Origin of the sequence: Cupriavidus alkaliphilus, from assembly GCF_014191175.1 — a bacterium.
Taxonomy (GTDB): Bacteria; Pseudomonadota; Gammaproteobacteria; order Burkholderiales; family Burkholderiaceae; genus Cupriavidus; species Cupriavidus alkaliphilus.
In genome coordinates this window covers 68,887-81,065 of the sequence record NZ_JACHWE010000009.1, presented here as the reverse complement: position 1 = coordinate 81,065, position 12,179 = coordinate 68,887, and the positions used below count along the sequence as shown (strand labels likewise).

General features: G+C 68.3%; 8 protein-coding genes. 2 read left to right on the top strand and 6 right to left on the bottom strand.

The features are described from left to right. Window positions 1–9 precede the first annotated feature (9 nt). Genes FHX60_RS24040 through FHX60_RS24020 form a run of 5 tightly spaced genes read right to left on the bottom strand, consistent with a single transcriptional unit; the run spans window position 10 to window position 8,049 of the window. Window positions 10–846 (bottom strand): ChaN family lipoprotein, encoded by an 837-nt coding sequence (locus FHX60_RS24040; RefSeq protein WP_183284854.1) that lies wholly within the window; start codon window positions 844–846, stop codon window positions 10–12. A 10-nt stretch (window positions 847–856) separates the two neighbouring features. Then, complete coding sequence (locus FHX60_RS24035; RefSeq protein ID WP_092315451.1) at window positions 857–1,204, bottom strand: DUF2149 domain-containing protein; 348 nt, start codon at window positions 1,202–1,204, stop codon at window positions 857–859. After that, entirely contained in the window at window positions 1,201–1,710 is a 510-nt protein-coding gene (locus FHX60_RS24030) for a MotA/TolQ/ExbB proton channel family protein (RefSeq protein WP_092315453.1), read from the bottom strand. The genes FHX60_RS24035 and FHX60_RS24030 overlap by 4 nt, the downstream gene beginning before the upstream one ends. 38 nt (window positions 1,711–1,748) lie before the next feature. Beyond that, window positions 1,749–5,744 (bottom strand): cobaltochelatase subunit CobN, encoded by a 3,996-nt coding sequence (cobN, locus tag FHX60_RS24025; protein ID WP_183284853.1) that lies wholly within the window; start codon window positions 5,742–5,744, stop codon window positions 1,749–1,751. Between the two features lie 25 nt (window positions 5,745–5,769). Beyond that, the gene (locus tag FHX60_RS24020; RefSeq protein ID WP_183284852.1) at window positions 5,770–8,049 is read right to left on the bottom strand and encodes a TonB-dependent hemoglobin/transferrin/lactoferrin family receptor; all 2,280 of its coding nucleotides are present in this window, start codon (window positions 8,047–8,049) and stop codon (window positions 5,770–5,772) included. Window positions 8,050–8,363: 314 nt separating this feature from the next. Between FHX60_RS24020 and FHX60_RS28010 the strand changes: the two genes are divergently transcribed. Together FHX60_RS28010 and FHX60_RS24010 are read left to right on the top strand one after the other, a co-directional pair. Next, window positions 8,364–8,576, top strand: a complete 213-nt coding sequence (locus FHX60_RS28010) for a type II toxin-antitoxin system RelE family toxin (RefSeq protein WP_183284953.1) — start codon at window positions 8,364–8,366, stop codon at window positions 8,574–8,576. Continuing rightward, window positions 8,573–8,950, top strand: coding sequence for a helix-turn-helix domain-containing protein (locus FHX60_RS24010; RefSeq protein ID WP_183284851.1), 378 nt, complete (start codon window positions 8,573–8,575; stop codon window positions 8,948–8,950). Before FHX60_RS28010 ends, FHX60_RS24010 begins: the two co-directional genes overlap by 4 nt. Window positions 8,951–8,970: 20 nt before the next feature. Here FHX60_RS24010 and FHX60_RS24005 read toward each other — a convergent pair whose 3' ends face one another. Next, a complete protein-coding gene (locus FHX60_RS24005; RefSeq protein ID WP_183284850.1) occupies window positions 8,971–12,177 on the bottom strand; it encodes an efflux RND transporter permease subunit in 3,207 nt (1,068 codons plus the stop codon). Window positions 12,178–12,179: the final 2 nt, after the last annotated feature.

Genomic DNA, 12,179 nt, shown 5'->3' with positions numbered 1-12,179 from the left:
CACTGCTCCTCAGCCAGCCGGCTTCGCCTGCAAGCACGGATCCTTGCGCTCGACCGCCGGCACCACCACCGCCATGTCGAACTCGCCATGCGCGGGCGCTCCCTCGACATAGCCCACGCTGATCACCTTGCCGGCCTCGTCAGCAAGCCAGCGCGGCACCCCCACGTCGCGCCGCACGTGCCCGTTCCCCGCGATCAGCACCGCGCCGCGCCCGGCATACGGCCGCAACGCCCGCGCCATCACCGCGTCGCGCGCGGCCTGTGCCGCCAGCATGCCGGGCAGCATCGCCTTGGGGAAATTGCCGCAGTGCCCGCGGTCGAGCACCGCGGTCTGCGCCGCCACCAGGTCCGGCGGCAACGCGCCGGTCAGGCCGAGTTGCTGCCGCTCGTCCGCGGAAAACAGCCCGTCCAGCCCGCCGCGCACGATCTTGCCCGCGTCGGCGCGCGACAGGTTGGCGGCGACCAGCGGCAGATCGTACTGCAGCGCCAGCGCCACCACGGGCTTGTACAGCGGCCACTGCCAGGCGCCGCCGCCGGCCTGCGCGATCAGGTAGTCGGCATCGCGCGGGCGCTCGCGCCGGGCCCGGTCGATATCGGCCTGCCGCTCGCGGTCGAACTGCTCCATGGCGATGGCCGGGCGCCAGCCTTGCTCGAGCGCGCGCGTCAGCGCGTCGAGCCGCTGCTGCTGGCCGGCGGCGTTGTCGTGCACTTCGCCCAACAGCACGTAGGGCTTGCCGGCGAAGGCGGCGCTGACCGTGGACGAAGCCGGCCCCCGGGCAGCACAGCCGGCGGCCAACACAGCGGCAGCGGCCAGCATGGCGGCTGCGCGCAAGCGGAATGCCATCATGCGCTTTCCTTTATCTGGTTTCAGTGGTGGGCACCGATGCCTGCGGCGCAGGCTGCTCCGGCACGTACACCATCGATCCGTCCTGCATCCGGTACGCCACGCCGGCCTTGATGCCGTCGCCGCTGCCGACCTGGCCGCTGGCCTGGTAGCGCACCACCTTCTCGCCCTGGCGCGACACGATCTCCATATTGGGCTTGCCGGGATTCTTGATGATGGTCACGTCATCATGGGTGAACGGGTTGGCCGGATTCTGCGCGATCGCCACCAGCAGCGCGGCGATCACCACCAGGAACACGTCGATCAGGTTCACCACCGACAGGATCGGATCGTCGGCCTCGCTCTCTTCCAGGAACTTCATTCGTCCACCTCCCACTGCGGCCGCGACTGCCCCAGCCACACCAGTTCCTCGGCCAGCCAGCGCCGGCGCACGTTGACCACCCAGAAGGTGATGCTGGCCGCGATCAGCGCCAGGATCACCGCGGAGAAGGCGATGGTCAGATTCTCGCCCACATTGGCCAGGTTGCCACCCGACAGCCCCTTCAGCGCCGGTCCCATCGGGATCATGGTGGCCACCAGCCCCAGCATCGGCGCCACGCGCGTGGCGATGCGGGGCCGCTCCAGCAGGCGGTGCGCGGCGACGTCGAGCGCGTCGGCATCGGCCACCTTGTGCTTGCGCGCCCAGGCCACCAGCACGTAGCCGCGTCCGCTGGCGATGGGGTGGCGCGTGCGCAGCCAGGCCTGCATGGCGAACTCGCCGAGCGCCCAGAAGGCGTAGAGGAACAGCAGCGCGATCAGCGCCAGCGTCGGGATCAGGAACAGCTGGCCGACGTCGTACATCAGGGTTTCAAGCAGGGTGGGTGTCATGTCTGGTCTCGTTGAATGCGATGGATATCTGCGTTGCCTCAGCGGCGCTCCGGCAGCCAGCCGGCGCGGGCATCGACCTGGCGCCGCCGCGCGCTGAGCGCGCCGCCCACGATCGCGGCCGCCAGCGCGATGCCGCCGGCCAGCCACGACAGCACCGGCACGATCTCGGCCGCGGGCGGCTTGCGTTCCACCAGCTCCATGCCTTGCACGGGCTGGGGCGGGTTCGGCGCGGGTGCGGGAGGGGGCTCGGGCGCGGGTGCCGCGGCAGCCTGCCGCGGCGTCGGCGGCGCTGCCGTACGCGGTGCCGCGGCGGGCGCCTGCAGGCCATAGCCCGGCGCGGCGGCGCGCGCCTGCTGTTCGCGATACTGGTTGAACGCGCGGTTGCCGCTGACGATGTCGTGCCGCTGCGCCAGGTCTTCATAGCGCTGCGCCAGCGTCTGCAGCAGCTTGCTGTCGGCCTTCCAGTAGCCCTTGCGCGCGGCTTCCAGCATGCGTTCGATCACCTGGGCCTGGGCCTGCGGGGCGTGCTTTTCGAACCATGCGTTCAGGCCGAGCTTGTGCTTGTCGTTGACATAGACCTCGGCGAACTCGGTCCACTGGTCGTCGCGCACGATTTCGGGCGAGACCGCGGTCCAGCCCCAGAAATTGTTGACGGTGTCGAGCACGTTCAGCGCGCCGCTGTAGCCCTCGGCCTTCATGCCCTCGATCCAGCCGGGATGGAAGTAGCGCGTGCGCAGTTCGCTGGCGAGGAAGCCCGCGGCGGTCTCCGTGCGCGCCTGGTTCGCATCGCGCAGGTTGGAGATCAGCAGCTCAGGCGCCTTGCCGGTCAGGTGGCGCACCGCCAGGCCGATGCCGCCGAGGTACTGGAACGGGTCATCGGTGGTCAGCATGCCGTACAGGTTGGAACTGCGCGCCAGCAGCGCGCCGTCGACACCCTTGAGGTTCTCGGCATACAGGTTGACCTGCGGCAGCGCTTCGCCCCAGTGCTGCTCGTCCGGGCCGTAGGCGTACTGCATGCGCGCGAGATACAGCCTGGCCAGCTTGGCATCGGCCTGGCGGCCGCTGCCGAAGGTATCGGTGGCCATCGCGGCGTCGTTCAGGCCGGTGCCGTAGTTGCCCGATTCGCTGGCGAAGATGCGCGTCACCGCGAGCGCGTCCAGCCGCTCGGCGGGAACATTCAGCTTGCTTAGCCGCTCACGGACTGCGCGGGTATTCGCGGCGACGACGTTGCCGGCTTCCGGTTGCGCGGCGGCGAGCTTCACCGCCTCGGCCAGCCACTTCATCAGATTGGGGAAGTGGTCGCGATACAGACCGGTGGCCGACAGCACCACGTCCACGCGCGGACGGGCCAGCTCCGCGGCAGCAATCGGCTCGACCCCGACCACGCGGCCGCCGTCGTCCCACTTCGGCCGCACGCCCAGCGCCGCCATCGCCTGCGCTTCGAGCATGCCCTGGTGGCGCATGGTCTCGACGCTCCACAGCGAGAACGCGAGCTTGTCGGGATAACGGCCATGGCGCTTGCGCCAGTCGGCGATCATCGCCTCGGCGGCGGCCTGGCCCGCCTTCCAGGCTTCGCGGCTGGGAACCTTGGAGGGATCGAAGCCGTACAGGTTGCGGCCGGTCGGCAAGGTATCGGGATTGCGCACCGGGTCGCCGCCGGTGCCCGAGTGCAGGTGACGGCCGGCCAGCGCGGTCAGCAGCCCCGCGTTCTCGGGCGTTGCATCGAGGCTGGCATAGAGTTGCCGCGCGCGCTGCATGTCCTCGCGCTGGCGCGCATCGCCCAGCTCGTCCAGCGAGGCGCCCTCGGCCACATAGCGCCGCACCATCGCATAGGGCGGCGTCTGCGCAAGCTGCGCGTAGTCGACCGCGAACAGCTCTTCCGGCTCGTCGGGGAACACGCGCCTGAGCCAGTCCTTGCCGAGCATCGCCATGGTCGTATAAAGCCGCAGCCCTTCGTCCTGCGACTGCCCGAACGTGTGCAGGCCATAGGGCTGCAGCGCGCCGCCGAGTTCGTGCAGGTGGATATGCAGCGCATCGAGATAGCCGCTGAAATCCGCGCGCGCCCGCGCCGCGCTCCAGCCCATATCCTCGAACAGGTGCATCGACGCGCTGCGCGACAGGATCTGCTGGCGGATGGTGTCCTTCACCGCGCCTTCGTCCTGCTGCAGGTACGCGTGCAACTGGTCGTGCAGCGCTACCAGCTCGGTATGCAGCCCGGCCGGGCGGAACGGGGGCGTCTGGTGGCTGACGATCACGGCGCGGCCGCGGCGCTTGGCCTGGATCGCTTCGCCGACGTCATCGACGATATACGGATAGATCACCGGCACACTGCCCAGCACCAGGTAGGGCTGGTCGGTGACGGACAGGCCGCGCTCCTTGCCGGGCGTCCATTCCTGCGTGCCGTGGGTGCCGTAGTGGACCAGCGCTTCGCGGTCCTGGCGCGCCCACAGGTAGGCGGCCATGTAGAAGTGGTTCAGCGGCGTGGAGGTGGAGTGGTACAGCGCCTTCTCGTCCGATTCGTTGCGCTCGCCGCGCGGCGGCACCGGCATCAGCGCCACGTTGCCGAGCTGCAGCCGCGGGATCACGAAGCCTGGCTCGCCGCCGCGCGTGGTCGCCATCGCCGATTGCTCCGGACTGCCCCAGCGCTGCGCCACGGCGGCGCGCAAAGGCGCGGGCTGCGCGTCGTACCAGCGGCGGTACTGCGACATCGGCATCCACACCGCGAGGCCGGCGTCCAGCAACGGCTCCAGCCTGCCACTGCGATAGAAGGGTGCCAGCAACGCGCCCAGGTCACGCTGCAGCCGCGCTTCGTCGGCGGCCTCGGTGGTGTAGCCCGCCGCACGCAGCGCCGCCAGCGTGCTGGCCAGGCTCTTCGGCAGGTTCAGGAACGACGCCGACAGGTTCTTCTCGCCGGCGGGATAGTTGTAGTACAGGATCGCCACGCGCTTGTCGGCGTTGGGCAGGTGGCGCAGCCGCGCCAGCGCCAGCGCCTTGTCGGCCACCGCATCGAGCTGCGCCGGCAGGCCGACGATGGCGCCGTCGCCCCTGGCCGTGGCGGCGGCCAGGATGGGGTCGATCACGCCGGCCAGCTCGGGCTGCACCAGGTAGAAGGGCGTATCGGTCAGGCTGATGCCGTGCGGGTCGTCCTGCCACGCCTGCGCGTCGCCCTTGCGGTAGGGCATGACCTGCAGCACCGGCACGTCGAGTTGCTCGAACTCGGCCTTGCGCCCGTGCGGGTTCAGCATGATCTGGCCGTTGACCAGCACGTCGACCAGGCGCTTGCCGCCGGGCATCGCCATGCGCGTGATGCCATCGGCGTCCATCACCGGGCCGTAGAACGTCAGCACGCGCGCGTGGCGCGCTTCGAGGCGGCCGATCAGGTCGTCGATAAAGGCGCTGTCGAGCCCCGACACATAGGCCTGGTGGATGGCGATGCCGATCACCGGGCCGCTGCTGCCGGAGGCCGCCAGGGCTTCCTGCGGCGAGGTGGTGATCACGCCGGCGAGCCTGGGATGGTAGTAGGCGGCCTTGGGGAACACCACTGGCGCGGGAATGGTGGCATCGGCACGCAAGCGGAACTGCTGTGCCGCGATCGTGCGCATCATCGCGCCGAAGTTGCCGCGGCCGCCGTTGACGTAGTACGCATGCAGCTGCGCCGCGAGCTTGTCGTCGAGGTTATGCGCTTCATAGCGGTCGGTGGCGATCAGCACGCGCGGCACGCGCGCCTCGCTCCACAGCGGGCCGAGGCGCTGCAGCATCGCGGTGACGATGTGGTCGCGCGGCGCATCGACGATCAGCAGGTCGGCATTGTGGATAAACGGCGCGACCTCCTGCGCCGGCATGCGCTCCAGGTACTGCGCCTCCAGCGTCATGCCCTGGGCCTGCGCCAGTTCGCGCAATGGGCCGAACTTGCCCGCCGGCACCGGCGAGCTGGTCAGGATGGCGATGCGCGGTGCGGCCTGGGCCGCGCCGATGCAGACCAGCAGGCACAGCAGCGCCAGCAGCCAGCGGTTGGTTATGTTTTGTGGGGACATGCGAACCTCCTTGCGCGGCTCCCGCTCAGAACGACAGCTTCAGGCTGGCGGCGAAGGTGCGGCCCGGCTGCGTGTAGAAGTCCACGCCGGGCTCGGTCGCCGAGACGCCGGTCTGGCGCACGTCGCCCCACAGCCAGTACTTCTTGTCGAACAGGTTGTTGACCGACAGCGCCAGGCTGACGTAGCGATTGAAGCGCCACCACGCCTGCAGGTCGACCACGCCGTAGCCGGCGGGCTTGAAGTAGGTGAACGACGAATCGTCGGTGCGCGTCACCGGGCGCGCGCCGCGCCAGCGGATCGCGGCGCCCTGTCCCTGCACGCGCTCCCACGTCAGCCCGGCGCTGGCGCGCAGCGGCGAGACGCTGTTCAGCGGCTGGCCGGTCTGCTCGTTGTTGCCATGCGCGTACGCCACCGCGCCATCGACGCGCCATTGCGGCAGGAAGCGCCACACGCCGCGCCACTCGGCGCCATAGATGCGCACGCTGGTCTGGTTGCGGTACTGGTAGGTCGCGCGCAGGCCGGGCAGGCAGGCGGGGTCGGACGGGCAGGTCAGCTGCACCTGTTCGATAAAGTCGCGGTAGCGGTTGTCGAACAGCGCCACGCTGGTCTGCACGTTGTCGCCGGTATAGCGCGCGCCGACCTCGAACGAGCGGCTCTTCTCCGGGTCCAGGGCGGCATTGGGCGCGGCGCCATAGCCCTGCACCGGGTTGCGGAAGCTGCCGTTGACTTCCTGGTAGTTGGGCGCGCGGTAGCCGAACACGTACTGCGCCCACAGGTTGACGCGGTCGGTCGCCTGCCACAGCGCCGACAGCTTGGGCGACAGGTGCGAATCGCTCTTGCTGACCGCCGGGCGGCCGCCGGCATTGTTGTAGACCAGGTCATCGCCATCGGGCGACAACGAGTAATGGTCAAAGCGCAGCCCGGGCGTCAGCGTGAAGCGGCCATCGAAGAAGCGCATTTCGTCCTGCGCGAACAGGCCGGTCTGGCGCGTCTCTCCCGTGGGGAAGTCGTGGATCGGGAAATTCTCGCCGGCCAGCGACTTGGTGGTGGTGCCGGTGGTCAGGTTGCGCACCGTGCCGTCGCGCGATTCCGACGAGCGCACGCGCATGAAATCGACGCCGCCGATCAGCCGGTGCTCGACGCCGCCGGTGGCAAACGACTTGTCGCCCTGGAGGTTGAAGCCGGTCTGCTCCTGCTTGAAGGCAAAGCCCAGCGAGACGTTGCACAGGCTGGTGCCGCGCGTGGTGGCCGAGCAGCCGGTGCTGGTGTTGCTGCGCACCTGGTTGGTCAGCGTGGTGGTCTCGGACTCCTGGTAGTAGACCTGCGCGGCCAGGCGGTCGAGCACGCCGCTGGCCGGCTTCCACTCGTAGTCCAGGCTGACGCGGTCGCGGCTCAGGTCTTCATTGCCATTGGCGGCGGTGACGCGCGGCAAGGCCGTGGACAAGCGCAGCAGGTCAGTATCGGTGTTGCCGTCGCGATGCTCGTAGGTGAACTTGAACTTGTGCGCCGGGCTGGCGTTGAGCAGGATCTTGCCGAGCCACGCCTGCGTGCGCACGTCCTGCGGGTTGGGCCGGGTGCGGTTGACCGAGTTGGAATCATCGCTGCCCATGTTCTTCATTTCATGCGCGTTGCGATTCGCGACCATGAACAGGCCCTGCAGCGTGTCGCTGCCGCCGGCCACGCCCGCGGTCTGGCCGAAGCCGTTGTCGATGCCGTTCCAGTTCAGCCCCAGTTCGCCGCCGACCTTGCGGCCCTGCGTCAGGTCCGACGGATCCTTGGTCGCATACGCCACCACGCCGCCGATCGCGTCCGAGCCATACAGGCTCGATGCCGGCCCGCGCAGCACTTCGACCCGCTTCAGGAACGAGAACTCCGGCGCATCGCGGGTCGAGCTGGAGATGTTCGACGGCCCCCCGCCGTTGAAGAAATCCGGCAGCCTCACACCGTCGACCATCTGCAGCACGCGGTTGTCCTCGATGCCGCGGATATTGATGCTGCCGGCGCCAAAGCGGCGGCGGTCGCGCGGCACGTCGATGTCCGGCTCGTCGGCGAACAGGCCGGCTTCGTCGACCGGCTGCGCGCGCTGGATCTGGCGCGCGTCGCGCGCGGTGATGGTCGACGCCACCGCGTCGGCGCGCTCTTCGGTGCGGGTGGCGGTGACCACCACCTCGTTCAGCGCGGCCAGCGTGATGGTGTTGCCAACGCCGTCGGCGGCGATGGCTGGCGAGCCCAGCGCCGCGCACACGGCGGCAACGGGCGTGACCCGGACAGAGGCGCGCAGGCGCGCCAGACAGCGACGTTTCATGGATTCTCCCCAGAAGAAATCGAACGCTGGCTGGCAAAAATCCGTAACGGGTGGCTGGCTCGCGTGAAGGCGCTGCCCGACGGCTGGCCAGGCCGCGGGTGACGCCGTTTTAGTTAACGAGAATTATTATCATTTAAGCGAGATAGGTAAATGACTTAACTCAAAGGACGTGGCGCGCATGCCACATGTATGCAATGTTGGTCCCTCGAACCACCTCCATCGTTTGCAAACTTTGTTTGCGAACGTGTTTGCACGGGACTATGATCCTGCATGTACGCCGTTGAGTTCACCAGGCAAGCTGCTCAGTCGCTGCGATCCATGCCACGAAACCTTGCCGCAACGATCGTCGCAGAGATCCACGTACTTGCCGTCGATCTTTACGCGCCAAACCCGAACGCCAGAAAGCTCGCGGGCCGCGAAGGCTATCGATTACGGGTAGGGATTGGCGCGTCTTGTACGAAATCGAGAACGGCAGGCTGGTGATCCTGGTATTGGCCATCAGTCCACGTGGAGGCGCCTACAAGTGACCGACATCCAGTTCATTGAACGCGACGGCCGCCGCGAATATGCGGTAGTCCCCATTGAGGTATGGGAACGCGTCAAGCACCTGATGGAAGAGGCCGGCGATGTCGCCCTGTTCGACGCGGCAAAGGCCAGCGACGATGGCTTGCGCGTGCCGGCGGCGGTGCTCGACGCCGAGCTGGCCGGCGACCACCCGGTCAAGGCGTGGCGCAACTATCGCCGGCTGACGCAGGATGCGCTTGCCCGGGCCGCCGGCCTGAGCAAGCCGTATCTCAGCCAGATCGAAAACCGCTCGCGCAAGGGCAGTGCCGAAGCGCTGCGCAGGCTGGCGCAAGCCCTGGACGTACCTGGCGACATCCTCGCGGAAACGGGCGAATAGCTGGCTTTCCAGCGCTCGTTTCAGTGCTGCCGCACCGCCTCCCCGGGCGCTTTCTGCGGCAGCTTGTTGCCTTCCGCGTCGATCTGCAGCGGCCCGGTGCCGGAGAACCGGTCCAGCGCCAGGTAGATCACCGGCGTGATGAACAGCGTGATCACCTGCGAAAACAGCAGGCCGCCCACCACCGCCAGGCCCAGCGGCTGGCGCAGCTCGGCGCCGGCGCCCAGGCCCAGTGCCAGCGGCAGCGCACCCATCACCGCGGCGAAGGTGGTCATCATGATCGGGCGGAAGCGCAGCAGGCACGCCTGCCGGATCGCCCTGGCCGGGGTCATGCCCTGCTCGCGCTGCGCCGCCAGCGCGAAGTCGATCATCATGATCGCGTTCTTCTTGACGATGCCGATCAGCATCAGCACGCCGATCACCGCGATCAGCGACAACTCGACGTTGAAGATAAACAGCGTCAGCAATGCCCCCACTGCCGCCGATGGCAGGCCCGCCAGGATGGTGAGCGGGTGGATGTAGCTCTCGTACAGGACGCCCAGCAGCGTGTAGATCACGGCGATCGCCGCCACCAGCAGCACGATCTGTGTCGCCTGCGACGACTGGAACACCGCCGCGTCGCCGCCCCAGCTGGTGAAGATCGAGGTCGGCATCGCGATCTCCTGCTTGTAGCGGTCGATGCGCGCGGAAGCATCGCCCAGCGCCGCGCCCGGGGCCAGGTTGAACGACACCGTCACCGACGGCAGCTGCCCCTGGTGGTTGACCGCGATCGGGCCGACCCGGCGCTCGGTGGTGGCGAAGGCCGATACCGGCACCATCTGCCCGGTCTTGCTGCGCACGTAGAGCTTGGAGAACGCGCTTTCGTCGGTGCGGTCGACATCGGCCGCCTGCAGGATCACGTAGTAGTTGTCGATCGGCGTGTAGATGGTCGACACCTGACGCTCGCCGAAGGCCGAATACAGCGCGGTGCGCACGTCCTGCATCTGCACCCCAAGCGCATTGGCCTTGTCACGGTCGATGGTCAGGTGCGCCTCCAGCCCGGACTGCTGCGAGTCGCTGGTGACGTCGCGGAACAGGCTGTCGGCGCGCATCTTCGCCATCAGCTGGTCGGAGTAGTCCTGCAGCTGCCCGGCCTTCACGCTCTGCAGCGTGTACTGGTAGCGGCTCTTGCTCTGGCGCCCGCCCAGCTGCAGGTTCTGCACCGGCGCGAAGTACACCGCCAGGCCCGGCACCCCGGCGACGTCGCGGCGCAACGACTCGATCACCTTGGGCATGGCCCCGCGCTCGCCGCGCGGCTTCAGTTCCACGAACATGCGCCCGGTATTGATGGCCGGCGACGGGCCGCCGCCGATGGCGACCACGATGCTCTTGACCGCCGGGTTGGCGCGCATGCGCTCGGCCGCGTCGCGCAGGCGTTCCGACATGGCGTCGAAGGAAATATCCTGCGGCCCTTCGGCGTTGACGCGGATCTGGCCGATATCCTCTTCAGGGAAAAAGCCCTTGGGAATGGCGACGAACAGCACCGCGGTCAGCACGAAGGTCAGACCCGCCGCCACCAGCACGGTGCGCCGGTGCGCCAGGCACCAGTCCAGCCCGCGCGCGTAGCGGTGCAGGGTGAACTCGAACAGGTTCTCGAACCACTGCGTCGAGCGCATGCCCAGGGTCTGCTTCTGCGCCACGGCGGGCTGCGGCGGCTGACCTGGCGGATGGTCGCCATAGGCGTGGTGCGATTCGTCCACCGGCACGTTCTCGGCCGACAGGAAACGCGCGCACAGCATCGGAATCAGCGTCAGCGACACCAGCGCCGACACCAGGATCGCCAGCGACACCACCGCGGCGAATTCGTGGAACAGCAGCCCGATCACGCCCGGCATGAAGAAGATCGGAATGAACACCGCCACCAGCGAGATCGAGATCGACAGGATGGTGAAGCCCATCTCGCGCGAGCCCACCAGCGCGGCTTTCAGCGGCGCCACGCCGTCCTCGATATGGCGCACGATGTTCTCGAGCATGACGATGGCATCGTCGACCACCAGCCCCACCGCCAGCGTGATCGCCAGCAGCGAGACGTTGTCCAGGCTGTAGCCGAACGCCTTCATCAGCGCCACCGTGCCGATCAGCGAGATCGGCAGCGACACCGTCGGGATCAGCGTGGCCGCGGCGCGGCGCAGGAACAGGAAGATCACCATCACCACCAGCGCCACCGTCAGCGCCAGCGTGAACTGCACGTCGTGGATCGATTCGCGGATCGAGCGCGAGCGGTCGTTGACCACCGACACGTTGATCGAGCCCGGCATCTGCTGGATCAGGCGGGGCAGGGCGGCATGGATCGCGTCGACCACTGCGACGGTGTTGGCGTCGGGCTGGCGCAGCACCGCCAGCACGATCGAGCGCTCGTTGTTGAGCCAGCTGCCGGTCTTGATGGTCTCGACGCTGTCCTCGACCTCGGCCACGTCGGACAGGCGCACCAGCGCGCCGTTGGGCTGGCTGGCGACGATGATATTGCGGAAGGCGTCGGCATTGGTGAGCTGCCGGTTGGCCTGGATCGTCAGGGTCTGGCGCGCGCTGTCGAGCGTGCCCACCGGCGTGTTGGCGTTGGCGCGGTTCAGCGCGGTGGCCAGCTCGTCCAGCGTCAGCCCGCGCGCGGCCAGCGCATCGGGGTGGGCGCGCACGCGCACGGCAAAGCGCTTCTGCCCGAAGATCTGCACCTGCGCCACGCCCGGCAGCGTTGCCAGCGTCGGCGAGATCAGGTTGTCGCCGAAGGCGTTCAGGTCGGCCAGGCTCATCGCCGGCGAGTTGATCGCCAGCAGCAGCACCGGTGCATCGGCCGGGTTGACCTTGCGGTACGACGGCGGCGTCGTCATCTCGATCGGCAGCGAGCGCTGCGCGCGGAACAGCGCCGCCTGCACGTCGACGGCCGCATCGTCGATATCGCGGTCGTTGTTGAACTCGATGGTGATGCTGGAGTTGCCGAGCGTGTTCGACGAGCTGATCACCGACACGCCCGGAATCGTCGCGAACTGCTTCTCCAGCTGCGTGGCCACCGACGCGGCCATGGTCTCGGGGCTGGCCCCGGGCAGGGTCGCGGTGACCTGGATCACCGGCGAGTTGAAACTGGGCAGCGCGGCAATGGGAATGGTCGGATACAGCACGATGCCGGTGACCACCACGGCCAGGCACAGCAGCACCGTCATCACCGGACGGCGAATGCAGAGTTCCGAGAGCGTCATGG

Excerpts from the sequence above, each read along its gene's own strand:
- FHX60_RS24040 (WP_183284854.1), bottom strand. The coding sequence starts at position 846 with ATGATGGCATTCCGCTTGCGCGCAGCCGCCATGCTGGCCGCTGCCGCT.
- FHX60_RS24005 (WP_183284850.1), bottom strand. The coding sequence starts at position 12,177 with ATGACGCTCTCGGAACTCTGCATTCGCCGTCCGGTGATGACGGTGCTG.
- FHX60_RS24030 (WP_092315453.1), bottom strand. The coding sequence starts at position 1,710 with ATGACACCCACCCTGCTTGAAACCCTGATGTACGACGTCGGCCAGCTG.
- FHX60_RS24035 (WP_092315451.1), bottom strand. The coding sequence starts at position 1,204 with ATGAAGTTCCTGGAAGAGAGCGAGGCCGACGATCCGATCCTGTCGGTG.
- cobN (WP_183284853.1), bottom strand. The coding sequence starts at position 5,744 with ATGTCCCCACAAAACATAACCAACCGCTGGCTGCTGGCGCTGCTGTGC.
- FHX60_RS24020 (WP_183284852.1), bottom strand. The coding sequence starts at position 8,049 with ATGAAACGTCGCTGTCTGGCGCGCCTGCGCGCCTCTGTCCGGGTCACG.